Source organism: Pseudodesulfovibrio sp. lm2024, from assembly GCF_051175575.1.
In the GTDB taxonomy this organism is placed as follows: domain Bacteria; phylum Desulfobacterota; class Desulfovibrionia; order Desulfovibrionales; family Desulfovibrionaceae; genus Pseudodesulfovibrio; species Pseudodesulfovibrio caledoniensis.
Genome location: NZ_CP195092.1, coordinates 4,120,803 through 4,141,675, shown reverse-complemented (window position 1 = coordinate 4,141,675; position 20,873 = coordinate 4,120,803). Strand labels below are relative to the sequence as shown.

At 61.4% G+C, this 20,873-nt stretch carries 24 protein-coding genes; 18 read left to right on the top strand and 6 right to left on the bottom strand.

Annotation, left to right across the window (positions count from 1 at the left end; genetic code table 11):
• Position 1: 1 nt before the first annotated feature.
• Both ACR42D_RS19315 and queA read right to left on the bottom strand, forming a co-directional pair.
• Complete coding sequence (locus tag ACR42D_RS19315; RefSeq protein WP_484568419.1) at positions 2–235, bottom strand: 4Fe-4S binding protein; 234 nt, start codon at positions 233–235, stop codon at positions 2–4.
• A 43-nt stretch (positions 236–278) separates the two neighbouring features.
• Positions 279–1,361, bottom strand: a complete 1,083-nt coding sequence (gene queA / locus ACR42D_RS19310; RefSeq protein ID WP_484568418.1) for a tRNA preQ1(34) S-adenosylmethionine ribosyltransferase-isomerase QueA — start codon at positions 1,359–1,361, stop codon at positions 279–281.
• 172 nt (positions 1,362–1,533) lie between these two features.
• Between queA and ACR42D_RS19305 the strand changes: the two genes are divergently transcribed.
• From ACR42D_RS19305 to ACR42D_RS19280, 6 genes are all read left to right on the top strand, one after another.
• Positions 1,534–2,199 (top strand): hypothetical protein, encoded by a 666-nt coding sequence (locus ACR42D_RS19305; protein WP_484568417.1) that lies wholly within the window; start codon positions 1,534–1,536, stop codon positions 2,197–2,199.
• A 44-nt stretch (positions 2,200–2,243) separates the two neighbouring features.
• Positions 2,244–2,705, top strand: coding sequence for a hypothetical protein (locus ACR42D_RS19300; RefSeq protein WP_484568416.1), 462 nt, complete (start codon positions 2,244–2,246; stop codon positions 2,703–2,705).
• A gap of 1 nt (position 2,706) precedes the next feature.
• Positions 2,707–3,933, top strand: a complete 1,227-nt coding sequence (gene coaBC / locus ACR42D_RS19295) for a bifunctional phosphopantothenoylcysteine decarboxylase/phosphopantothenate--cysteine ligase CoaBC (RefSeq protein ID WP_484568415.1) — start codon at positions 2,707–2,709, stop codon at positions 3,931–3,933.
• A gap of 323 nt (positions 3,934–4,256) precedes the next feature.
• The gene (locus tag ACR42D_RS19290) at positions 4,257–4,637 is read left to right on the top strand and encodes a hypothetical protein (protein WP_484568414.1); all 381 of its coding nucleotides are present in this window, start codon (positions 4,257–4,259) and stop codon (positions 4,635–4,637) included.
• 355 nt (positions 4,638–4,992) lie between these two features.
• A complete protein-coding gene (locus ACR42D_RS19285; RefSeq protein WP_484568413.1) occupies positions 4,993–6,000 on the top strand; it encodes an NAD-dependent epimerase in 1,008 nt (335 codons plus the stop codon).
• Between the two features lie 231 nt (positions 6,001–6,231).
• Positions 6,232–7,005 (top strand): ParA family protein, encoded by a 774-nt coding sequence (locus tag ACR42D_RS19280; RefSeq protein WP_484568412.1) that lies wholly within the window; start codon positions 6,232–6,234, stop codon positions 7,003–7,005.
• Between the two features lie 65 nt (positions 7,006–7,070).
• Here the strand turns inward: ACR42D_RS19280 and ACR42D_RS19275 are convergent, their stop codons facing one another.
• Positions 7,071–7,496 carry a hypothetical protein gene (locus ACR42D_RS19275; protein WP_484568411.1) on the bottom strand — a complete coding sequence of 142 codons (426 nt, stop codon included), beginning with the start codon at positions 7,494–7,496 and terminating at the stop codon, positions 7,071–7,073.
• Between the two features lie 89 nt (positions 7,497–7,585).
• Here ACR42D_RS19275 and ACR42D_RS19270 point away from each other — a divergent pair, with 89 nt between their 5' ends.
• The 3 genes from ACR42D_RS19270 (at position 7,586) to ACR42D_RS19260 (ending at position 11,017) form a co-directional block, all read left to right on the top strand.
• Complete coding sequence (locus tag ACR42D_RS19270) at positions 7,586–8,503, top strand: ParB/RepB/Spo0J family partition protein (protein WP_484568410.1); 918 nt, start codon at positions 7,586–7,588, stop codon at positions 8,501–8,503.
• A 166-nt stretch (positions 8,504–8,669) separates the two neighbouring features.
• The gene (rfaE1, locus tag ACR42D_RS19265; protein WP_484568409.1) at positions 8,670–9,683 is read left to right on the top strand and encodes a D-glycero-beta-D-manno-heptose-7-phosphate kinase; all 1,014 of its coding nucleotides are present in this window, start codon (positions 8,670–8,672) and stop codon (positions 9,681–9,683) included.
• 38 nt (positions 9,684–9,721) lie between these two features.
• On the top strand, positions 9,722–11,017 hold the full coding sequence (locus ACR42D_RS19260; protein ID WP_484568408.1) for an ATP-dependent 6-phosphofructokinase: 1,296 nt from the start codon (positions 9,722–9,724) through the stop codon (positions 11,015–11,017).
• Between the two features lie 353 nt (positions 11,018–11,370).
• Here ACR42D_RS19260 and ACR42D_RS19255 read toward each other — a convergent pair whose 3' ends face one another.
• From ACR42D_RS19255 to ACR42D_RS19245, 3 genes are all read right to left on the bottom strand, one after another.
• Positions 11,371–11,775 carry a hypothetical protein gene (locus ACR42D_RS19255; RefSeq protein WP_484568407.1) on the bottom strand — a complete coding sequence of 135 codons (405 nt, stop codon included), beginning with the start codon at positions 11,773–11,775 and terminating at the stop codon, positions 11,371–11,373.
• A gap of 10 nt (positions 11,776–11,785) precedes the next feature.
• Entirely contained in the window at positions 11,786–12,037 is a 252-nt protein-coding gene (locus ACR42D_RS19250) for a helix-turn-helix domain-containing protein (protein WP_484568406.1), read from the bottom strand.
• A gap of 487 nt (positions 12,038–12,524) precedes the next feature.
• Entirely contained in the window at positions 12,525–13,019 is a 495-nt protein-coding gene (locus ACR42D_RS19245) for a MarR family winged helix-turn-helix transcriptional regulator (RefSeq protein ID WP_484568405.1), read from the bottom strand.
• A gap of 171 nt (positions 13,020–13,190) precedes the next feature.
• Between ACR42D_RS19245 and ACR42D_RS19240 the strand changes: the two genes are divergently transcribed.
• From ACR42D_RS19240 to ACR42D_RS19200, 9 genes are all read left to right on the top strand, one after another.
• On the top strand, positions 13,191–14,588 hold the full coding sequence (locus ACR42D_RS19240) for an MATE family efflux transporter (protein WP_484568404.1): 1,398 nt from the start codon (positions 13,191–13,193) through the stop codon (positions 14,586–14,588).
• A gap of 31 nt (positions 14,589–14,619) precedes the next feature.
• The gene (gene larE / locus ACR42D_RS19235; RefSeq protein ID WP_484568403.1) at positions 14,620–15,381 is read left to right on the top strand and encodes an ATP-dependent sacrificial sulfur transferase LarE; all 762 of its coding nucleotides are present in this window, start codon (positions 14,620–14,622) and stop codon (positions 15,379–15,381) included.
• Complete coding sequence (larB, locus tag ACR42D_RS19230; RefSeq protein ID WP_484568402.1) at positions 15,378–16,130, top strand: nickel pincer cofactor biosynthesis protein LarB; 753 nt, start codon at positions 15,378–15,380, stop codon at positions 16,128–16,130. Before larE ends, larB begins: the two co-directional genes overlap by 4 nt.
• 7 nt (positions 16,131–16,137) lie before the next feature.
• On the top strand, positions 16,138–16,887 hold the full coding sequence (gene larC / locus ACR42D_RS19225; protein ID WP_484568401.1) for a nickel pincer cofactor biosynthesis protein LarC: 750 nt from the start codon (positions 16,138–16,140) through the stop codon (positions 16,885–16,887).
• Positions 16,888–16,907: 20 nt separating this feature from the next.
• Positions 16,908–17,573 carry a DUF3431 domain-containing protein gene (locus ACR42D_RS19220; RefSeq protein WP_484568400.1) on the top strand — a complete coding sequence of 222 codons (666 nt, stop codon included), beginning with the start codon at positions 16,908–16,910 and terminating at the stop codon, positions 17,571–17,573.
• A 13-nt stretch (positions 17,574–17,586) separates the two neighbouring features.
• On the top strand, positions 17,587–18,807 hold the full coding sequence (locus ACR42D_RS19215) for an ABC transporter permease (RefSeq protein ID WP_484568399.1): 1,221 nt from the start codon (positions 17,587–17,589) through the stop codon (positions 18,805–18,807).
• A gap of 203 nt (positions 18,808–19,010) precedes the next feature.
• Positions 19,011–19,643 carry a TetR/AcrR family transcriptional regulator gene (locus ACR42D_RS19210; RefSeq protein ID WP_484568398.1) on the top strand — a complete coding sequence of 211 codons (633 nt, stop codon included), beginning with the start codon at positions 19,011–19,013 and terminating at the stop codon, positions 19,641–19,643.
• The gene (locus ACR42D_RS19205) at positions 19,630–20,142 is read left to right on the top strand and encodes a DUF2867 domain-containing protein (protein ID WP_484568397.1); all 513 of its coding nucleotides are present in this window, start codon (positions 19,630–19,632) and stop codon (positions 20,140–20,142) included. Before ACR42D_RS19210 ends, ACR42D_RS19205 begins: the two co-directional genes overlap by 14 nt.
• 90 nt (positions 20,143–20,232) lie before the next feature.
• A complete protein-coding gene (locus ACR42D_RS19200) occupies positions 20,233–20,862 on the top strand; it encodes a TetR/AcrR family transcriptional regulator (protein WP_484568396.1) in 630 nt (209 codons plus the stop codon).
• Positions 20,863–20,873 lie beyond the last annotated feature (11 nt).

Genomic DNA, 20,873 nt, shown 5'->3' with positions numbered 1-20,873 from the left:
GCTACTTCCCCTCTTTGGTCTTTGGGGTCCTGTACACTTTGATCGCCACGTCCGGGCAGATCTGGGCGCAGGATGCGCAGCCGGTACATTTGTCCTTGTCGGCCTCGGGCACCTCGGCGACCTTGTAGCCGCTGACGTTGAACCGGTCAGACTGGACGATGATGTCTACGGGGCAGACGGTGGTACAGAGCAGGCACCCCTTGCACCGATCTTCCCGGACCTCGATTCGAGACATGAATTTCTCCAGTTCTGTTTGTGATAATGAAATGTTGTCGCGTTTACAGGATGAGCATCGCGTCTCCGTAGGAGAAGAATCGGAAATTGTTTTCCAGGGCGAACGCGTATGCTTCCAGAATAGTTTTTCTGCCAGCAAGAGCCGAGATCATAATGATGAGCGACGATTCTGGCAAATGGAAGTTCGTCAGAATACCGTCGACCACCCGGAAAGTATAGCCCGGGGATATGAAGATGTCGGTTTCTCCACGGAATTGACGCACGGAACCGGCCTCGCGGACCATGCCTTCCAGGGTGCGGGCGCTGGTGGTGCCCACGGCGATGACCGGCCGCCCTTCCGCCTTGGCCTTGCGGACCGCCTCGGCGGTCTCCTCGCTCACCTCGATGTACTCGGCGTGCATGCGGTGGTCGCGGATGTCCGGGCAGCGAACCGGACTGAAGGTCCCGTAGCCCACGTACAGGGTCACCTCGGCCCACTGTATGCCCTTGGCCCTGATCCGCTCGCGCAGCTCGGGAGTGAAGTGCAGCCCCGCCGTGGGCGCGGCCACGGACCCGGTCTTGTCCGTGTTCGAGTAGGTGGTCTGGTACCGCTCCCGGTCCGCCTCGCCGTCCGGGCGCTTGATGTACGGCGGCAGGGGCAGGTGGCCGTGGGCGTTGAACAGAGCCGTCAGGTCGCCCTTCCAGCGCAGGGTGACCTGCCAGCGGCCGAACTCGCCCGGTTCTTCGGCGGTCAGGGAAAAGTCGTCGGCAAAGGTCACCACCGTGCCGGTCCTGGGGCCCTTGGAGGCGCGCAGCAGTCCTTCGGCCCGGGCGGTGAACCACCCCCCCTCCTCGCTCGGCTCAAGCAGCGGCAGCGGCGTGAGCAGCAGGAACTCCACCTGGCCGCCCGTGGGCTTGCGGCCAAAGATGCGCGCCGGGATGACGCGCGAATTGTTGGCCACCAGCAGGCAGTTGTCCGGCAGGTAGTCCAGCAGGTCCGTGAACCGGGCCGGGGTCAGGCTGTCGGCCGCGCGGTCCAGGACCAGGAGCCTGGAGCCGTCGCGGCGCTGGGCCGGTTCCTGGGCGATGCGGTCCTCGGGCAGTTCGTAGTCGTAGCTCGACAGTCGGTAATCTTCGGGTATTTCCATAAATATATGTCCGTCCTCGTTGTCGGACCAGGTTGTACAACACCTGGAATTTCAACGGAATCTTTTTCTTTTACAATGATATCGGGAGGCTATGTCAAGGTTGTGCCATTTGCTGCCAGGGGCTTGATATTGGCCGTATTCATGGTATTTCATATGCATGAATTGGCTTTCCGTGGCTGAGATAGCCAAACGCACCCGCATCCCCGCACCGACCGCGCGCCGGTATGCCGCCCTGTTCAAGGACTTCCTCGGGGGCCGGAAGATCGGCCGCGTGACCAAATATCCCGAGGAGTCGGCGGTCATCTTCGAGCGCATCTCCCGGCTGTACGGCGACGGGCTGGTCACCAACGAGATCGACGACAGGCTGCGCAGCGAGTTTCCCCGGACCATCGAGGTGGAGCATACCCCGGCCAACGCGCCCGGAGGCTCCGGCGAAGGGTTCGCCGATCTGGCGTCCACCTTCAACGACGTCCTGATCCGGGTGACCTCCTGCATGGAGGTCATCGCGGACCAGAAGTCCGTCATCGAGCGGCAGCAGGAAGACATCCACAAGCTCAAGACCGCCTTCGTGCTCCTGGCCCGCAGTCAGAAGCGCATTAAGCAGCTGCCGGCCGGACAACCCGCCCTGCCCGAGGAGATCATGGAGCAGACCCGCGCCCTGGAGCAGAAGGACGCCGAGATCGAGGAGATGGCCCTGAAGCTGACCTTCGACACCTCGGACATCAAGGCCAAGCTGCAGATTCTCGAGAGCGAACTGGTCCGGCTGCGCAAGGATCGGCGGGACATGGAAAGATATCTCCAGGACAAGATAGACCGGCTCAAGGAAGCCGCGTCCTGACGTAAACAATAACGGTTTCACCGCATATACCCGAGGAGGACATCATGCGTTCTTTCATCAAACTTCTTTTGCCCCTTCTGCTCGTCGGCGTTCTCGCCGCCTGCACCACCACGTCCACTTCTTCTTCCTCGGGTTCCGACCAGGCCGCCGCGCAGAATTATCAGGAGCCGGACTACTATCTGGACTTCGACGACATCATGATCCCCAAGGAGATCGACTACCAGAACGACGGGTCCTACAAGCTGGACAACGCCAAGTTCCGGGCCTCGATCATGAAGTTCAAGGGCCGCGTCGAGATACCGGAGCTTGTGCAGTACTTCATCAACAACATGACCAAGGACAACTGGACGCTGATGTCCAACAACAAGGCCAGCTCGGTCCAGTTCCTGACGTTCGAGAAGTACAACAAGAGCTGCGTCATTGAGATCGACGACACCTTCGCCTCGTCCACCACGACCATTTTCGCCGTGGAGGTAAAGGACTCCGGCGACGTGAAGAGAAAGTAGCATGCAGCCCCACTACGGCTTTGCCGGGTTCATGGGCAAGCGCGTCCACCTGGGCGTGTCCGGCTCCATTGCCGCCTTCAAGGCCATCGACCTGGTGCGCTCCCTGCAGGAGGCCGACTGCCTGGTTTCCGCCACGCTGACCGATGCGGCGGCGAAATTCGTCACTCCGCTCTCTTTCGAGGCGCTTGGCGCGTCCCCGGTCTATACCGGCATGTTCAGCGAGACGCCGGACGCGGACACCGCCTTCGGCCACCTGGAACCCGGCCAGACGGCGGACGTCATGCTTATCGCTCCGGCCACGGCGAACATCATCGCCAAGCTGGCGCACGGCCTGGCCGACGACATGCTTTCCTGCCAGGCTTTGGCCTTTCCCGGCCCCAAGATCGTGGCCCCGGCCATGAACCCGCGCATGTGGGCGGCTCCGGCCACCCAGAGAAACTGGGACATGCTCGGCGATCTGGGCTTTATCCACGTGTCGCCGGAGGCCGGTTCCGTGGCCTGCGGCGACATCGGCACCGGGCGGCTGGCCCCGGTGGACGAGATTTTCCTGGCCACGCTCAAGGCCCTCGCTCCTCAGGACATGGCAGGCAAAAAGGTCCTGGTCTCGCTGGGGCCCACCCGCGAGCCGTGGGACGCGGTCCGCTTCTGGTCCAACCCGTCCAGCGGAACCATGGGCGCGTGCGTGGCCGTGGCCGCCTACCTGCGCGGGGCCGATGTGACCGTGGTGGCCGGACCCACCGCACTGACTTTCCCTGACGGGATGGGCGTGGTCTCGGTGACCACCGCCCGGCAGATGTATGATGCCTGCACCGACTTGTGGCCGACCATGGACATGGGCTGCCTGACCGCGGCGGTGGCCGACTACCGGCCCGTGCCGTTTGGCGACACCAAGTTCAAGAAGACGACCTCGGCGGGCGCGGGTATCACCGTGGAGTTCGAGACGAACCCGGACATCCTCAAGAGCCTGGGCGAGACCAAGCGCGAAGATCAGAAGCTCATCGGCTTCGCGGCCGAGACCGACAACATCCGCGAGGAGGCGGCCCGCAAACTCGCGGCCAAGAACCTCGACCTCATCGCGGCCAACAACATCGCCAAGGCGGGTAGCGGCTTCGGCGTGGCCACCAACGAGATGTTCGTCCTGGACGCCAAGGGCCGCAAGGAACAGTGGCCCCAACTGCCCAAAACCGAAGTGGCGTGGAGATTATGGGATCACCTTCTGCTCGACTGAACGTGCGCGAGAGCCTGCGCCCCTGGCTCGAGTCCGGGCTGGAGTTCGTCTATGCCCCCGGCGGGCTGACCGCCGAGGCGCAGCCCGAACAGGTACAGGCCCGGCCTGATGCGCACGCAGCGCCGCAGGCGGACCGCAACGCTCCGCAACAACCGCAAGCAATGCGACCGCAACAGTCGGTCCCGTCGCAGGGCCGACAGGCGCCACGTCAGCCCCAAGCACAAGCGCCCTCCCCCGTTCGCGCGCCGGAATCTCCCATACCGAATTTTCCGGCTCCGTGGTCGCAGTTCCTGCGCTTCACCAAACCCGACGCGCGGGTGATCATGACCTACATGGAGCTTGGCCTGGACCTGGGCGGTCAGTCCGACCCAAGGCGGCGGGCCGTGTTGAAAAATTTACAGGCCCACCTGAAGTGGCCTCCGGGCACCATCAATTTCTGGCCGGTGGCCGCGCTGGTCAACGGGGCGCTGCAACCGGACACATCCATGTTCTGGCGCGGCTGGGAGTTGTGGCATACCCCGCACGTGGTTTGTTTCGGCGACGAGGCCCTGCGGGTCATCCTGCCCGACGCGGACACGCAGGCGGTGACGCATCTTCTCGAGAACGTCATTGTCCACAAGCTGCCGCCCATCGCCCGGCTCATCGACATGTTGCCTCATGAACAGCAGATGGCCGTGGACGGGATCACCAATATTCGCCTTTAAGTCAATAAAACGATCCAATTGTCCGAAAATCGCGCATATTTCGCTTTAGGCGCGACATTGGTTCGTTGGCGGATTGCAAGTCGCTTTTTTCGCAAAAGCAGCGCATCCGCCGTTTTTGGGCTAATCCCCGCAAAGCCCCAGCCCATAAGGGCTCTCGGCGGACTGTTAGACAAAATATTTGTATGGAATCCCGTTTGTACACATTTCCGTTTTTCCAATTCGAAAAGTCAATATTGCAAACTTGCCCTCAGGGCATGGAGTGGAGTAAGAGACGGTTGATCCACGCACTGCGTCGACACCGATTTTTCAACTCCGCTTAAAACCACCTGACCAGAGCAGGATAAGGACCATTCATATGAAGATACTTGTGACCGGAGCGGCAGGCTTCATCGGCTTCCATCTTTCAAGGCGTTTGACCGGTGAAGGGCATGAAGTCGTCGGTCTGGACAACCTGAACGACTACTATGACGTGAACCTGAAGAAGGCCCGCCTCAAGATTCTTGAGGAGAGCCCCTTGTTCAAGCACGTGAACATCAACCTGGAAGATGCCGAGCCTATGGCCGAGCTGTTCAAGGGCGAGCAGTTCACCCATGTCGTCAACCTGGCTGCCCAGGCCGGCGTACGCTACTCCATCGAGAACCCCAGGTCCTATGTCGACTCCAACGTGGTCGGCTTTTTGAACATCCTGGAAGGCTGCCGTCACAACGGCGTGGAGCACCTGGCCTACGCGTCCAGCTCTTCTGTCTACGGTCTGAACACCAAAATGCCGCTCAACCCGCACGAGGGGGTTGATCATCCCATGAGCCTGTACGCGGCCACCAAGAAGGCCAACGAGATGATGGCCCACTCCTATTCGAGCTTGTACAACCTGCCCACCACCGGGCTGCGCTTCTTTACGGTATATGGACCGTGGGGCCGCCCGGACATGGCGCTCTTCCTGTTTACCAAGAACATCATCGAAGAGAAGCCGATCAATGTCTTCAACTACGGCAAGATGCGCCGCGATTTCACCTACATCGATGACATCGTCGAGGGTGTGGTCCGGGTTCTCAAGCGCACCGCCGTGGCCAACCCCGATTGGGACGGCAACAACCCCGACCCGTGCACCAGCTCGGTCCCCTACCAGATCTACAACATCGGCAACAACACGGTTGTGGAGCTGTCCCGCTACATCGAGGTCATCGAGGAAGTGGTCGGCAAAAAAGCCATCTACAACTACATGCCCATGCAGGCGGGCGACGTTCCGGCCACAGAGGCTGACGTTTCCGACCTGCAGAGCGATGTTGGCTTCAAGCCCGACACCTCTATCGAGGATGGCATCCGCAAGTTTATCGAGTGGTACAAAGAGTATTACGGCGAGTAGAGTCTGATCATCACGATCATCAGGGCGGCGTCAGCCGCCCTTTTTTTTGTGTCTTTTCCCCCCATTTCCACCCTCTACCCTTGCCTTTGTTTTTCATTCAGCCTACGACATTTGAAACGACAAGAGGACATTGTTTCACGTGAAACACTCCTGATCATCGGGAAAATGTTTCACGTGAAACAGGCGACGGAGTCTCGAACGCATCAAATGCAGCTCGAAAGCGAGGGTCATGTGGCGAGAAGAATCGTGATTGCGAATCAGAAAGGCGGCGTGGGCAAGACGACAACCGCCATCAACCTGGCGGCCTCCCTGGCCGTGATGGAAAAGCGGGTTCTCCTGGTGGATTGCGACCCCCAGGGTAACGCATCCAGCGGGCTTGGGTTCTACCCCGGCGACAAGCGCGAGAACATCTACACCGTTCTCTTCGAGCCCAAGAACATCGGCAAGGCCATCTACCAGACAGGGGTGCCCTTCCTCGATATCCTGCCCGGTACCCAGGATCTGGTCGGTGCGGAAATAGAGCTGGTGGACAAGTTCGGGCGGGAATTCTACCTGCGCGAACTGGTCGAACAGGTGGATGAACAGTATGATTTCATTCTCATTGACTGCCCTCCTTCCCTGGGGTTGTTGACCGTCAACGCCCTATGCGCGGCAACCGAGTTGCTCGTGCCGCTGCAATGCGAGTATTACGCATTGGAAGGCATTGCGCAGTTGCTCATGACCTACGAACTGGTGCGCAAGCGCCTCAACCAGGATCTGGATATCCTCGGCGTGGTCCTGACCATGTATGATTCCAGAAACCGGCTGTCGTGGCAGGTCAAGAACGAGGTGCGCAAGGCGTTCCCCCAGCACCTGTTCGAGACGATCATCCCGAGAAACGTGCGGCTTTCCGAGGCGCCGAGCTTTGGTAAACCGGTGATCAACTATGATATCAAGTCGCGGGGTGCGGAGGCGTATCTCGCCCTGGCTCAGGAGGTGGAACGAAGCGCCACGGCCGGGGCTTAGACAGGTTCTTTAACAGCCGCGCCGCACCGTGATGAACGGGCGGCGCGAACGTGAGCAGGCGGCGATCAGTACCGCCCTTCCTTGGAGGTGATCTTCTCTTCAATGTAGGGGGTGCATTCGGTGACGATCTCGTCCTTGAAGTGCTTCTTGACCACCTTTGCCTGGCAGTTCATGCACTTGAAAGCGACCAGCCCGGCCAGGTTGGCGCTGGTCAGACGGAACAGGCGGGGATCGTCCTCGGACCAGTTTTCGGTCTTGCTGCCGCAATGCTCGCAGGCCACGTCCATGTCCACCGGGTACGGGAAATCCCAGTACTGGGTCAGCATTGCCCAGTCCGCCGTGGGTTCCGGTTTTTCCGGGACGGCCGGGGCGTCCTGGACGCCCAGCGCGGTCATGACCTGATCGCGCACCGCGGTCCAGGCCTCGGCGGTCAGCAGCGCGCCGATGAGGTTGCCGTCCTTGTCGAAAAGCTCGTTGATTTGATCGGACATATTCGCTCCCTTGGGTTATCTTCGGGGCGTTATAGGCACTCTGCCCTTTTTGGGCAAGGAATGAATTACAAGCGAGACAGGAGTGATATATGACATCGACTAACAGGGGTTTGGGCCGTGGGCTGGATGCGTTGCTGGGCGGCGTGCGCGAGGACGAGAAGGTCACTTCCGACGCCGCCGAGGTGCGCCTGATCCCGGTGGGGGCCATCACCCCCAACCCGCACCAGCCCCGGCGCGAGTTCTCCGAAGAGGCCCTGAACGACCTGGCCGCCTCCATCGAGAGCCGGGGGGTGCTCCAGCCCGTCCTGGTCCGCCCTTTGGGGGGCGGAAAATACGAGCTGGTGGCCGGTGAGCGGCGACTGCGGGCCTCCAAAAAGGCCGGGCTTACCGAGATCCCCTCCCTGGTCCGTGAGATGTCCGACCAGGAGAGCCTGGCCATCGCGCTCATCGAGAACCTGCAGCGCGAGGACTTGAACGCCGTGGAAGAGGCGCTCGGCTACCAGCGATTGCAGCAGGAGTTCGGACTGAGCCAGGAAGAGCTGGCCCGCCAGGTGGGCAAGAGCCGTTCGGCCGTGGCCAACTCCCTGCGGTTGCTCAACCTGCCCGAATCCGTGCAGACCGATATCCAGCAGAACGTGCTTTCCGCTGGACACGGCAGGGCGATCATGGCTGTGCTCGACGCGGAACCCCAGGCCGAGTTGCACCGCCGCATCTCGGAGAACGGGTTGACCGTGCGCCAGGCCGAAGCCCAGGCCTCCTTCTACAAGCAAAACGGCAGGCTCCCCGGCGCGGATGAGTTCGGGGCCTCCCCCGCTTCTCGTTCGGCTAAACCCGAGCCCCGGCAGCTCGATCCTCGGTTGGAGTCCCTTCAGGGCGAGCTTTCCGATATGTTGGGCCTTACGGTTAAAATCTCAGGTTCCCCGGAAAAAGGTAAATTGACGGTGAGTTATGCTGCTGAAGATGACTTGCGGTCTGTTGTGGAACGGTTTGGAGTACAGTTCTCCTGAGGGGATCAAGCCGCGCCGGGCCACCCAAGTCGGGCGATCGTGAGCAAGAACTGATAACAAGGACTCTCGCCACGGCGCTGCAACCATGTACACCCGGTTGTTGCGGGCGATGACGATCTGATAAAACACTTGAACCAACAGTAGAAAAACATTGGTTGTTTACAATATGTCACATGAAATGATTCTGGAAGCCGTCAAGGCCCTCAAGGGGCATAAGGTCATGATCATAGGCGATCTCATGCTGGATCACTACCTGATCGGCGGCGTGGAACGCATCTCGCCTGAGGCGCCGGTGCCGGTGGTCCAGGTGAAGGACGAATCCTTCCTCCTGGGCGGCGCGGGCAATGTGGCCCGCAACATCGCGGACCTGGGCGGCAAACCCCTGCTCATCGGGGCCGTTGGCAGGGACCGCAACGGCCAGGTTTTCGAGGACCTGTGCGGTCAGGCGGGCCTGAGCACCCGGCTCATCCAGGACGAAGAACGTCCCACCACGGTCAAGACCCGGATCATCGCCCACAACCAGCAGGTGGTGCGCGTGGACCAGGAGCGCATCGGTCCCCTCTCCCCTGCCGAGATGGACACTCTGTTCGTCATTCTCGAAGAGAACCTGCCCGATTATCCGGTGATCATCCTGTCCGACTACGGCAAGGGGTTCATCTCCAGGGAATTCATGGACCGGTTCATGCCCATGGTTCAAGGCCGCTCCACCCCGCCGCTGATCCTGGTCGACCCCAAAACCGTGAACTACGATCTCTACCAGGGAGTAGACCTGCTCACCCCGAATACCAAGGAAGCCAGCGAGGGCGCGAATCTGCCGGTGTCCGACCGCGAGTCCATCATCGCAGCGGGCCGGGCCATCTTCCGGCGGCTGGGTTGCCGCAACCTGCTCATCACCCTCGGGCCCGATGGCATGGCCCTGTTCGAGGGCCAGGATTCCATACGGCACATCCCGACCTTCGCGCGCAAGGTCTTCGACGTCACCGGCGCAGGCGATACGGTCATCGCCACCACCGCCCTTGCCCTGGCCGCGGGCATGGACCTGTTGACCGCCTGCACCCTGGCCAACTACGCGGCCGGAGTGGTCGTGGCCCAGGTGGGCGCGGCCACGGCAACCCCTGAGGATCTCAGGGAAACCGTTACCGAACTGCCCGAACCTCAGGTGAGTTTCTGGCAGGAATGACCAAAAGTTGCTGCGTGCGAAATACGGAGTGAAATACGATGAAACATTTCGATTTTGTTACCGATATTCCGAATCTTGGTCAGCCCAAGATACATTCTCCGCTCAAGAGCGCGAGGTTTGTGGACGAATCGAGCCCCACCACCCTGATGCTCACCTCTGGCGAGTTGACCGAGTTGGACGCGGACGTTTTGCAGAAGGACTTCGAAAAGGCCGGGCCGCGTGAGCGCGTCTATTTCGACACGTCCAAAGCCCGGTGCGCCATCGTCACCTGCGGCGGTATCTGCCCGGGCATCAACGACGTCATCCGGGCCATCGTGCACGAGGCCCATTACCACTACGGCGTGCGCCACGTGCTCGGCATCACCAACGGGTTGCGCGGCTTTATCCCAAAGTACGGCTATGACATCAAGGAGCTCACGCCGGAAACCGTCTCGCACATCCACCAGTTCGGCGGGACCATCCTCGGCTCATCACGTGGCCTGCAAGACGCTGAAGAAATAGTCGATTCGCTCGAACGCCTGAATATCAACGTGCTCTTCGTCATCGGCGGCGACGGGGCCATGCGCGCGGCCAAGTCCATCGTCAACGAGGTCACGGCGCGCAAGCGAAACATCGCCATCATCGGCATCCCCAAGACCATCGACAACGACATCAACTTCATCACCCGCTCGTTCGGCTTCGACACGGCCGTGGAAAAGGCGGCCGAGGTCATCCAGTGCGCCCATGTGGAGGCCACGGGCGTGGACATGGGCGTGGGGCTGGTCAAGCTCATGGGTCGCGAGGCGGGCTTCATCGCGGCCCAGGCCACCCTGGCCATGCAGGAGGTCAACTTCCTCCTGGTCCCGGAACAGCCCTTCTCCCTGACCGGCAAGGGCGGCCTGCTGGAAGCCGTGGAAAAGCGGCTCAAGGAGCGTAAGCACGCCATCATCGTCTGCGCCGAGGGCGCGGGCCAGGACCTGCTCGGCACCGAGATCGAGCGCGACCCTTCCGGAAACCCCAAACTGGGCGACATCTGCGGTCTCATCGTCGACCAGCTGGAGGAGTACGCCCAGGCCAAGGATTTCGAGATCAACCTCAAATTTATTGATCCCAGCTACTTGATTCGATCCGTCCCGGCCAATGCGGGCGATCGTGTCTATTGCGGGTTCCTGGGACAGAACGCCGTGCACGCGGCCATGGCCGGCAAGACTGGTATGGTGGTGTCGCGCCTCAAATCAAGTATGGTCCACCTGCCCCTGGATCTCGTGGCCACCGAACGCCGACGCATCAACATCAAGTCCGATTGGTGGTCCTCCGTCTTGGAAGCCACCGGGCAGAACGAATATCTGAAGTAGAGCGAATCGGGGGAAGGGGAGAGGGAAATCCTTTGGGAAAAGGGTTTCCCTCTCCCCTTCCCCCGAACCCCCATCCCCTCTCCCTTCCTAAACCTTTTGTAGGCTGCGCGCGTGCGAGGGAATGCTACAGTAAGTGCTATGTACAGAGATGGAGATGGCTGTGGTAATAAAAGGCATCTGTGTGTGACTGAGCTCCGCTTCCTGCGAAGCGGTATATAAAGTTTTGGAGAATCCTAAGAACCATTCCAAAAGGTTCTTAGGCGGGGTCCGGGGCAGCGCCCCGGCCGCCGGAGGCGAACAACCAATAAAAAAGGGGCCAAAAGGCCCCTCTCTTATTGCGCTTTCAAGAAAGACTATTCGTTCACGGCGAGTTTGCGGCGGACTTGCTCGCTGACCTGGCTGGCGGTGGATTCCTTTTCGGATTCCAGGGCAACGGCCAGGAGTTCGAAGAGCTCATCGTAGTTGAATTCGAGGCTGAGGCTGCCGTTGCTGACGATGCAGCTGTCCTCGCGCTCTTCAACACGGTAGGCGCGGCGTTCGCGGGCGTGGCCGATGGCGGAGATGATACCGTAGGCGAGATTGCCGTCCTCGCCCCGGTACAGCTTTTCCATGGTCAGCATGCCGGTTCCGTCGTCGAAATACATTTCTTCGCCAATGAGTTTGCCGGAGACATCAAGGTCCTGGCCGAAATCATTGGGCAGGGTAACGTTCAGGATAGGGTCGCCCCCGTCGTAACCGCCAACCGTTCTTTTGGACATGCCGCTCTCCTTAGTCCAGTGGGAGTTTGAATTGATCCGGCTCGGTCTTCCTCTTGCCCGAAGGTGCCGAGGCCTTCATTCCACTCTCTAAAAATTCCATCAAAGCCTGCTTGGGTACGCGCCACTGGCTCCCGATCTTGATGGCCCTGATGCTGCCGTTGGTGATCAGCCTGTAGGCCGTTCTCTGGTGTACCCGTAAATAGTCCGCAACTTCCCGCACGGTAAGCAGTGTCGGCGGCCTGGGTGCATCTGAGTTGTCCATAATGTCACAATCTGACCTATGATGTTCATTCTTTGACATAGGGTGTCAAAGATTGTCAACAAAGTACAACGTTGTCCTACATTGTCTAGAGATTCTCCAGAAAAAGTCCTATGAAAAAGGATTACGGGACGTTGTTGTTAATTAGGGATGACATATCAGATTTCATGAGAAAAAATAATCGAAAAAATACACAAATCTGACTTTTCCGACTGCCTCGGAGGCGCGCCGGGATAGCATGCGCTGAAAAGAACCGTCAATAGACCAGATAGCTGACTTTTTGTGAATATTAAAATAAAACGAATAGTTGCTGGCAGAATAAAAATAGTGTCCGCAAAAGCACTTCTCAATCAATAAACCTTGGGGAAAGATGCGGTAGTGTGCGGAGCAAGCTGGCTTAGGGAGTCGTCAGAGTCTGACAATCGGGAAGATCGAACGCGTTAAATGGATTGTAGTTGTTTGTGGATCAACGGCTTATCGTATTGAGGCTTTAGCCAAGCGTTTCAGTAGCTGAATCGTTGACCTCGTCCAGCAGGACGAGCGTGGCGTCATCCAGGTCCGTGAGGAGCTGTTCGTTCATCTGCATCAGGATTTTCTTGAAATATCGCCGGTCGCTGACGCTGAGGCGGTGGTCTACCACGGACTGCAGATCGTCGATGGCCGTGAGTACGAGTTTGCGCAGGCCCGCGCCGGTGTCGGTCAACACGATGACGGATTGTCTCCGGTCTTTGGGGTTGCGTTGCCGAAGCACGAACCCGTCGCGTTCCATCCGCTTGAGGGTATTGGATAAAGTGGCCTGCTCCACGTCCATGCCCTGGTGCAGGGCCTTCTGGGTTATGTGGTCCTGATCCCACAGGCGGAAGAATATCTCGAGATATCCGGGACGTACGTTGTAGGGCAAAAGTCGTTTGGCCAGCCCCTTGGCGTAGAGCCGATTGAACCGGCCCATGGCCGCGAAAAAGAGATAGTCTGTTTTGAAGCTCATATTTTGTCGTTATTACAGAGTGCTATAGGTTATTAGATAGCATGCTGTGTGCTGTTTTTCAAGTTGGTGACATACAATGATTCCGCTTTACCATGGGCCCGCTCCGGGATAGGTTGCCATGGGCGGCAAGGCTCTTTGAATAAGGGGCGGCCGCAAGACGCAGGTGAAATTATGAATATGGTCAAACGTTGGCATGCCAGGGGCGGTTACAGAGAGGCCCTGAACATAGGGTTTCCGCTGGTCGTCAGCATGATTTCCAATACGGTCATGACCTTCACGGACCGTATCTTTCTGGGCAACTACTCGCTGGAGTCTCTCGGAGCCTCGCTTCCGGCCAACATCATGGCCTTTCTCTTTCTTTCCTTCTTCATGGGCGTGTCCGAATACGTCAACGTGTTCATCGCGCAGTATACCGGCGCGTGCCGTCCGGCCGATGTGGGCCGCGCCCTGTGGCAGGGCATCTGGTTCTGTGTCCCGTCCGGTCTGTTCCTGGCCTCACTGCTGTTCATCGCCGAGCCCATGTTCCGGTTGAGCGGCCATCCTCCGACCATGCAACGGCTTGAGGTCGTCTATTTCCAGATTCTCACGGTGGGCAGCCTGCCCTGCCTGATCGGGCTGTGCCTGTCCAACTTCTTTGCCGGGCGCGGCCTGACCAAGCCGGTCATGCTCATCAGCATGGGGTCGATTTTTATCAACGTTCCGCTGGATTACTGCCTGATCAACGGTATCGGCCCCTTCCCGGAGATGGGTATAGCCGGGGCCGGGCTGGCCACGGTCATCGGGTTCATCGTGCCCGTGTTCGTCTATATTTTGCTCATCTTCACCAAGAAGAACGAGGCTGTGTACAAGGTCCGGTCCGCCTGGCGGTTCGACCGCGAGCTGTTCGGCCGGTTCCTGCATTTCGGTCTGCCGGGCGGGGTCCAGTTCTTCCTGGACATGTTCGCCGTCTCCTTCTTCGTCTTCATCGTCGGCCGGTTCGGACAGGTGGAGCTGGCTTCGACCAGCGCGGTCTTCTCCATCTACAACCTTGCCTTCCTGCCGACCATCGGCCTGCACGTGGCCGCCAGCATCATGGTCGGCCAGGCCATGGGCGACGGCAATCCGGACAGGGCGGCCTTCGCGACCCAGTCGGTCCTGCACATGGCCCTGGCCTACATGGGCGTCATGGCCGTGGTCTTCTGGGTCATGCCCGAGTTCCTGCTCAACCTGTTCCGGGCCCGAGGCGCGGCCGCCGCCGACTTCGACGCGGTCCTGGTCATGGGGCGGGTTCTCATGCGCTACTGCGCGGTCTTCACCCTGCTGGACGCCGTGGCCATCGTGTATATGGGCGGGCTCAAGGGCGCGGGCGACACCCGGTTCATCATGGCCGTCATGGGCACGTCCTCCATCGTCTGCATCGTCATCCCCCTGCTGGTGCTCAACGGCCTGGGTATCAACAGCATACACGGCCCGTGGATATTCCTGCTCGTCTACGTGCTGATCCTGGCCACCACGTTCGCCTTCCGGTTCGTCAAGGGGCCGTGGCGGCGCATAGACCTCATCGGGCGGAACAAGCCCGAAATGGGTTGAAGCGTGGTGTCGGCTGGGCTATTATAACGGAATGAGCATTGAACAACTAGCGACGCATATTGCCGAGCGCTCCGGCGACGTTGGCTGCGCTGCCGTGGCATTGTCCGGCGGGGTCGACAGCGGCCTGGTGGCCGCCGCGGCCAGGCTCGCCCTCGGCGACCGGGCCGTGGCCTGCACCGTGGTCACCGAGATGACCCAGGAGCGGGACCGGGAGCGGGCTGTGGAAGTGGCCGGCCGCATCGGCATCGAACACCGCCTTCTCGAGGTCTCGGCCCTGGCCGTGCCCGAGGTCCGGCGCAACCGGGAAGACCGCTGCTATCACTGCAAGAGCCTGGTTTTCCGCACCATGCGGGAAGCCTTGGGCACTGAATGCCTGCTGCTGGACGGGACCAACGCGGAGGACGATCCTGCCCGGCCCGGCCTCAAGGCGGTCAGCGAATTCAAGGTCCTCTCGCCACTGGCCGACCTCGGCCTGGGCAAGTCGAATGTCCGGGCCCTGGCCTTTGACGCCGGGCTGCCCAACTGGGAAACCCCTTCCGAGAGCTGCCTGGCCACCCGCATACCCACCGGCGTCGAACTGTCCGCCGAAGGGTTGAACCGGGTCGCGATCATGGAAACCTTTTTGCACACGCTCGGCCTGAACACGGTTCGCGTCCGCCCTGATAATCTGATGGCAACCGTGGAGTACCTTCCGCAGTACGCGGAAATCATAGAGAATAATCGTGATAAAGTCATGGCGTTGGCGAAGAAGATCGGGCTTCAATCATGCACCTTCAAGGAGTGGGTTGAATGAGCCTGGATCGACTGCTGGACGATTTCGAAGCCGGAAACATCTCACGCGATAGATTGAAAAAGGAGCTGCTCAGGCAGACCTTCATCGAGACGGGCAGCGCCAAGATCGACCATTTTCGCGAGATGCGCACCGGCGGGCCCGAGGTGATCTACTGCGCCGGAAAGACACCTGATCAGGTGGCCTCGATCTTTGATCACCTCAACCGCACCAACGGCCGGGTCCTGGGCACCAAGGCCGATCAGGCCCACTTCGAGGCCGCGCGCAAGGTGGCCAACGTCCGGTTCGACCCGGTGTCAGGCCTGCTTTCCGCGGGCTGCGCCCCGGAAAACCCCGTCGGCACGGTGGCGGTCGTTTCCGCAGGCACCTCCGACCTGCCCGTGGCCGAGGAGGCGGCGGGTACCGCGGAATTCCTGGGCAGCCGCGTGGACCGGCACTACGATTGCGGCGTGGCGGGCATCCACCGGCTCTTCTCGGTCATGGACCGGCTCAACGGGGCCTCGGTGATCATCGCCGTGGCGGGCATGGAGGGCGCCCTGCCCTCGGTCATCGGCGGCATGGCCCTGCCGCCCATCGTTGCCGTGCCCACCAGCGTGGGCTACGGGGCCAATTTTCAAGGGCTGTCCGCCCTGCTGACCATGATGAACTCCTGCGCTCCGGGCATCGGTGTGGTGAACATCGACAACGGGTTCGGCGCCGGGTATCTTGCCCACAAAATCAACTCGTTGGCCGCAGGCGAACGGAACGGATAAGGACTTCATGAACACGGTATACCTTGATTGTTCCACGGGCGTGAGCGGCGACATGCTCCTCTCCGCCCTGAGCCACGCCCTGGAGGAGTGGCGCGGACCCGGCAGCGGGTTCGATTTCCTGGAAAAGGAACTGGCCCGGCTCGGCCTGGACGGCTTCGGGCTCGAATGGTCGGAAAAGCGCATCGCGGGCATCCGCACCAAGCATGTGGACGTGCTCCAGACCCGGGAGCAGCCCCTGCGCCATTACACGGACCTGTGCCGGATCATCGAAGAGAGCGGCCTGGCCGGCCGGGCCGGGGAACGGTCCGTGCGGGCCCTGCGCCTGCTCGGCGAGGCCGAGGCCAAGGTCCACGGCGTGGACCTGGAGCAGGTCCACTTCCATGAGATAGGCGCTGTGGATACCCTTGCGGATATTTGCGGTTCCATGCTCCTTCTGGACGCCCTTGAGGCCGGGAGCGTGGTCTGCAGCCCGGTCGATCTGGGATCCGGTTTCGTGGACTGCGCCCACGGCAGAATGCCTGTCCCGGCACCGGCTTGTGCGGAACTGGCCAAGGGCTTGACCACCTTTGGCTCCGACTGTTCCATGGAGCGGGCCACGCCCACTGGACTGGCCATCTTGCGGACCGTTGCGGACAGCTTCGGTTCCCTGCCCCTGGGCACCCTCCTCGGGGTGGGGTACGGCTCGGGCGGACGGTCTTCGGACGAGCAGCCCACCTATGTCCGGGCCATGGTTTTGGAGAAGGTTGCGGAAGGATAGCCGATGCAGGGAGCGTGATCGTGCGTGACGACATCCGGGTGATCATTGCCAGATACCGCGAGGACGTGTCCTGGGCCGAGGCCCTCGGATGCGATCACGTGGTCTACGACAAGGGCGGCGATGGCGGCCCGAACGTCCGCCCGCTGCCGAACATCGGGCGCGAGGCGCACACCTACTTCACTCACATCGTCAACGAGTACGACTCCCTGGCCCCCCTGAACGTCTTCCTGCAGGGCGACCCCTTTGATCACATCGACGATCGCGGCCGAGCCACGGTCGAGACCTTGCGGAAGCAGCTTGAAGACGTTGCGGATCGGGGCATGCCCTTCAAGGGGCTGGCCTGGTTCAAGCTCAAGAGCGACCGGCTGGGCCGCCCGCATGATCTGCGCAAGCCCGAGAACGAGGGGCGCTGGGCCGGTTGGGGCCGGGATATCCCGGTCGGCGACATCTTCGAGCGCATCTTCGACGCGCCCATGCCGCGCGAGATCATTTGCCGTGCCCCCACGGGCAATTTCTGTGTGACCGGGGAGCGCATCCGCACCCGCCCCAGGGCCTTCTACGCCTTTTGCCTGCGCCTCATCGAGGCCGACCCCCACGACGAGAACAACACGGGCCACGCTTTCGAGCGGCTGTGGCAGCACATCTTCAACGGCAACACGGCCTGGAACCGGAACCGGTACGAGTAGCGGGAGAACCGGTATGCTGCCCCTGAACCTGACCATCGCCATCTCCTCGCTCTCGGCGCACAAGCTGCGGGCCGTGCTGGCCATGCTCGGGGTCTTCCTGGGCGCGCTGGCCTTTACCGGGGTGCAGCACGTGTCCAAGATCATGGTCCGCCAGGCCGAGCTGGAGACCGAGAAGCTCGGCCCCAACCTGTACGCGGTCCTGGCCGGGTCGGTCCGTTTCACGCGCGGCGGGAATATGCGCATCTCGGGCCATTCGCGCACCTTTGTCCTGGCCGACGCCCAGGCCCTGCTCGACTCCGTGCCCTCGGTCCTGGACGGCACGCCGTTCGTCACCGCGACCATGGCCGTGCGCGGCAACGGCAACGCGGTCAACGCCCAGATCATGGCCTGTTGGCCCAACTACCAGGAAATCCGCAGCTTCCGCCCCGCTTCCGGGCGTTTCTTCACCTGGCGCGAGGTCGATGAACGGGCCAAGGTCTGCGTGCTCGGGCGCAAGATCGCCGAGCGCCTGTTCGGCAAGCCAGAGCTGGCCGTGGGCCGCGACATCTACATGTTCAGGGCCAGTTTCCGGGTCCTCGGGGTCATGGAGGAAAAGGGGCGAGACGTGTCCGGCACGGACCAGGACGAGGTCCTGCTCATGCCGATCACCACCTACATGCGCCGGGCCGCCAACCAGCGCTGGATATCCGGGGTCTACATGCGCCTGGCCAAGGACGCGGGGTTGGGCACGGTCCAGGGGGCCGTGGACGCGATCATGCGCGAACGGCACAAGATCGACCCCGGCGAGGACGACGACTTCAGCGCCATGTCCGCGGCCGACGCCATCAAGCTGCAACGCCAGGCCCTGGACCTGATGACCACCTTGGGCGGCATCACCTCGACCATCTCCTTTGCCGTGGGCGGCATGGGCATTTTGTCCATCATGATTCTGGTGGTCCGCTCCCGGAGGGTGGAGATCGGCGTGCGCCGGGCCGTGGGCGGACGCAGGCGCGACATCGTCCGCCAGTTCCTGTTCGAGTCCGGGCTCATGGCCGCCGTGGGCGGCGGACTGGGCGTGGCCGTGACCGTGATCCTGGTGGTGGTCGGCTGCACCATCGCCAAGCTGCCGATCATCATCGACCCGGCCAGCCTGGCCACCACCCTGGTCGGCTCCTGCCTCCTCGGCGTGGCGGCCGGGGCCTACCCCGCCTGGCAGGCGGCCAACATCGAGATTCTCGATGTGCTCAAATCGTAACGAATAAATCACTGTATAGCAATATATTAGTCTGTTTTTAATAGCAGGCTATACGCAATACACCCGCTGCCGTACGGCCTGATATTCCCTAAAAACAGAGAGCGGGCACGCTCTTATCTCACCCTGCTTGACACGACTTGCGGATCGTTTTAATGAACATGTTCAGCAAATGAACGTGTTCATTTTAACCACGAGGGTGAGTGATGACCGAACGTGAGACATTGCGGGAACGGCGCAAGGCCGATACCCGGCAACGGATTCAGGAGGCGGCGCGGCGGCTGATCGCACGGGACGGGTTCGAGGCCACGACCATGCGCGCCCTGGCCCGCGAGGCCGGGGTGGGAATCGGCACCATCGCCCTGCATTTCCAGGACAAGATATCCCTGCTCTTCTCCTCGTTTTTCGACGACATCGGCGAGGTCTCCCGCCGGGCCGTGGACGGCGCGCCCGGAGACGCCCCCCTTCGTGAACAATTCCGGCATATGCTGCAGACAATGTACGGCTATTACGGCGAGAACACCCTGTTTCTGCGGTCCGTGGTCAAGGAGGCCCTGTTCGCCACCGGCGAATGGAAAACACGGTTCGATGGCCAGCTCGCGGAGGTTGTCGGCAAGGTGGCTGCCGTGATCGAGGCGCGCAAGGGAGCCGGCGAGGTCAGGCCCGAGGTTTCCGGTCCGGATCTGGCCATGGTCTGCTGGTCCCTGTACGCGGCCGGTCTGATCGACGGGCTGAACCGCGACCGTTTCGACGTGCGCGGCCAGGTGGACGCGGTCATGGCCCGGCTGGACGTGGTCCTGGACGGCGTGCTTGCGGGAGGCGGCCATGGAACGCGCTGAGATACAACGGCTGCCGGGCATGGACGGACTTCTGGACGGCGCGGATCACGTGGACGTTCACGCCATGGACGGGACCGGCTCGGTGTGCGGCGTGGCTGCGGGCATTCTCTCCTACCGGCCCGGTTGGATGGCCTTTTTGTGGCGCGTCCGGGTCTGGCTGCTTCGGGTGCTGGGCCAGGGAGACCGGGCGGTGCCCGTCCGCCAGAGGTGGACTGCCGAAACCCTGCCCCGTACGGCGGGCGAAAAGGTCGGTTTCTTCTCCGTGGTCCGCTCGGACGGTGAAACGCATTGGATCGTCGAGGGGCGGGAATCCCATCTTGAGGCGGCCATGGCGGTCTGCGCGACGTGCCTGCCGAACGGGCGCAAGCGGTTTCACGTGGTCACCGTGGTTCGGTATCACAACCTGGCCGGGCGGGTGTATTTCAACGTCATCCGGCCCTTCCACCACCTGGTTGTCCTTGCGGCCATGCGTTCCGTTATTGGACGGGAGGTCCGCTAGAATGCGGGCGATGCGACCTTTGCCGCATGACCTCGGCTACAATTGTGTGAACAGTGTTTACACATTGGTCGGAGTTTGCTAGAGGCGGGCATGACCACGGAAAACCGGCGGGAACGGGACAGGCAGAAGATGCGGCGGCGCATCCTTGACGCGGCCAGGCAGCTCTTCGTCAAAGAGGGGTTCGACAACGTGTCGTTGCGGCGCATCGCCTCGCGCATCGAGTACAGCCCGGCAGCGCTGTACCGCTATTTTCGGAACAAGAAGGAGATCTTGTCCGCCCTGCGCGAAGAGGGGTTCGTCCGCTTCGTGGAGCGGCAGGAGCGGACCAGAAAGCGCTATCCGGACCCGCTGGAGCGGCTGCGGGCCGGGGCGCGCGAGTACATCGGCTTTGCCCTGTCCGAGCCGGACCACTACCACCTCATGTTCAGCACCAGCTGCGGACAGGTGGACCTGGACGGCGAATGGGCGGCCAGTTCGCTGCGCTCCTTCCACATGTTTCGGGACCTGGTGGTGGAGTGCGCGGCCACGGGCCGGTTCGGCGACGTGGAGCCGGACATCCTGGTCTTCACCCTGTGGGGGCAGCTCCACGGGCTGGTCCACCTCATCTCCACCGGGCAGATGGCCTCACTGAGCAGGGGCGCGGACCTCGATGGGCTGCTGGACCGGATCATCGGGTTCGGCCTGCGGCCCGGACAAGAAATTAAACAATCTCAGCCGTAAGTTTAAAGGCG

Coding starts and splice junctions, on each gene's coding strand:
- ACR42D_RS19245 (WP_484568405.1), bottom strand. CDS start 13,019: ATGAGCTTCAAAACAGACTATCTCTTTTTCGCGGCCATGGGCCGGTTC.
- ACR42D_RS19290 (WP_484568414.1), top strand. CDS start 4,257: ATGACCTACATGGAGCTTGGCCTGGACCTGGGCGGTCAGTCCGACCCA.
- ACR42D_RS19285 (WP_484568413.1), top strand. CDS start 4,993: ATGAAGATACTTGTGACCGGAGCGGCAGGCTTCATCGGCTTCCATCTT.
- ACR42D_RS19275 (WP_484568411.1), bottom strand. CDS start 7,496: ATGTCCGATCAAATCAACGAGCTTTTCGACAAGGACGGCAACCTCATC.
- ACR42D_RS19250 (WP_484568406.1), bottom strand. CDS start 12,037: ATGGACAACTCAGATGCACCCAGGCCGCCGACACTGCTTACCGTGCGG.
- ACR42D_RS19215 (WP_484568399.1), top strand. CDS start 17,587: ATGCTGCCCCTGAACCTGACCATCGCCATCTCCTCGCTCTCGGCGCAC.
- ACR42D_RS19255 (WP_484568407.1), bottom strand. CDS start 11,775: ATGTCCAAAAGAACGGTTGGCGGTTACGACGGGGGCGACCCTATCCTG.
- ACR42D_RS19210 (WP_484568398.1), top strand. CDS start 19,011: ATGACCGAACGTGAGACATTGCGGGAACGGCGCAAGGCCGATACCCGG.
- ACR42D_RS19200 (WP_484568396.1), top strand. CDS start 20,233: ATGACCACGGAAAACCGGCGGGAACGGGACAGGCAGAAGATGCGGCGG.
- larC (WP_484568401.1), top strand. CDS start 16,138: ATGAACACGGTATACCTTGATTGTTCCACGGGCGTGAGCGGCGACATG.
- ACR42D_RS19205 (WP_484568397.1), top strand. CDS start 19,630: ATGGAACGCGCTGAGATACAACGGCTGCCGGGCATGGACGGACTTCTG.
- ACR42D_RS19300 (WP_484568416.1), top strand. CDS start 2,244: ATGCGTTCTTTCATCAAACTTCTTTTGCCCCTTCTGCTCGTCGGCGTT.
- coaBC (WP_484568415.1), top strand. CDS start 2,707: ATGCAGCCCCACTACGGCTTTGCCGGGTTCATGGGCAAGCGCGTCCAC.
- larB (WP_484568402.1), top strand. CDS start 15,378: ATGAGCCTGGATCGACTGCTGGACGATTTCGAAGCCGGAAACATCTCA.
- larE (WP_484568403.1), top strand. CDS start 14,620: ATGAGCATTGAACAACTAGCGACGCATATTGCCGAGCGCTCCGGCGAC.
- ACR42D_RS19240 (WP_484568404.1), top strand. CDS start 13,191: ATGAATATGGTCAAACGTTGGCATGCCAGGGGCGGTTACAGAGAGGCC.
- queA (WP_484568418.1), bottom strand. CDS start 1,361: ATGGAAATACCCGAAGATTACCGACTGTCGAGCTACGACTACGAACTG.
- ACR42D_RS19260 (WP_484568408.1), top strand. CDS start 9,722: ATGAAACATTTCGATTTTGTTACCGATATTCCGAATCTTGGTCAGCCC.
- rfaE1 (WP_484568409.1), top strand. CDS start 8,670: ATGTCACATGAAATGATTCTGGAAGCCGTCAAGGCCCTCAAGGGGCAT.
- ACR42D_RS19315 (WP_484568419.1), bottom strand. CDS start 235: ATGTCTCGAATCGAGGTCCGGGAAGATCGGTGCAAGGGGTGCCTGCTC.
- ACR42D_RS19270 (WP_484568410.1), top strand. CDS start 7,586: ATGACATCGACTAACAGGGGTTTGGGCCGTGGGCTGGATGCGTTGCTG.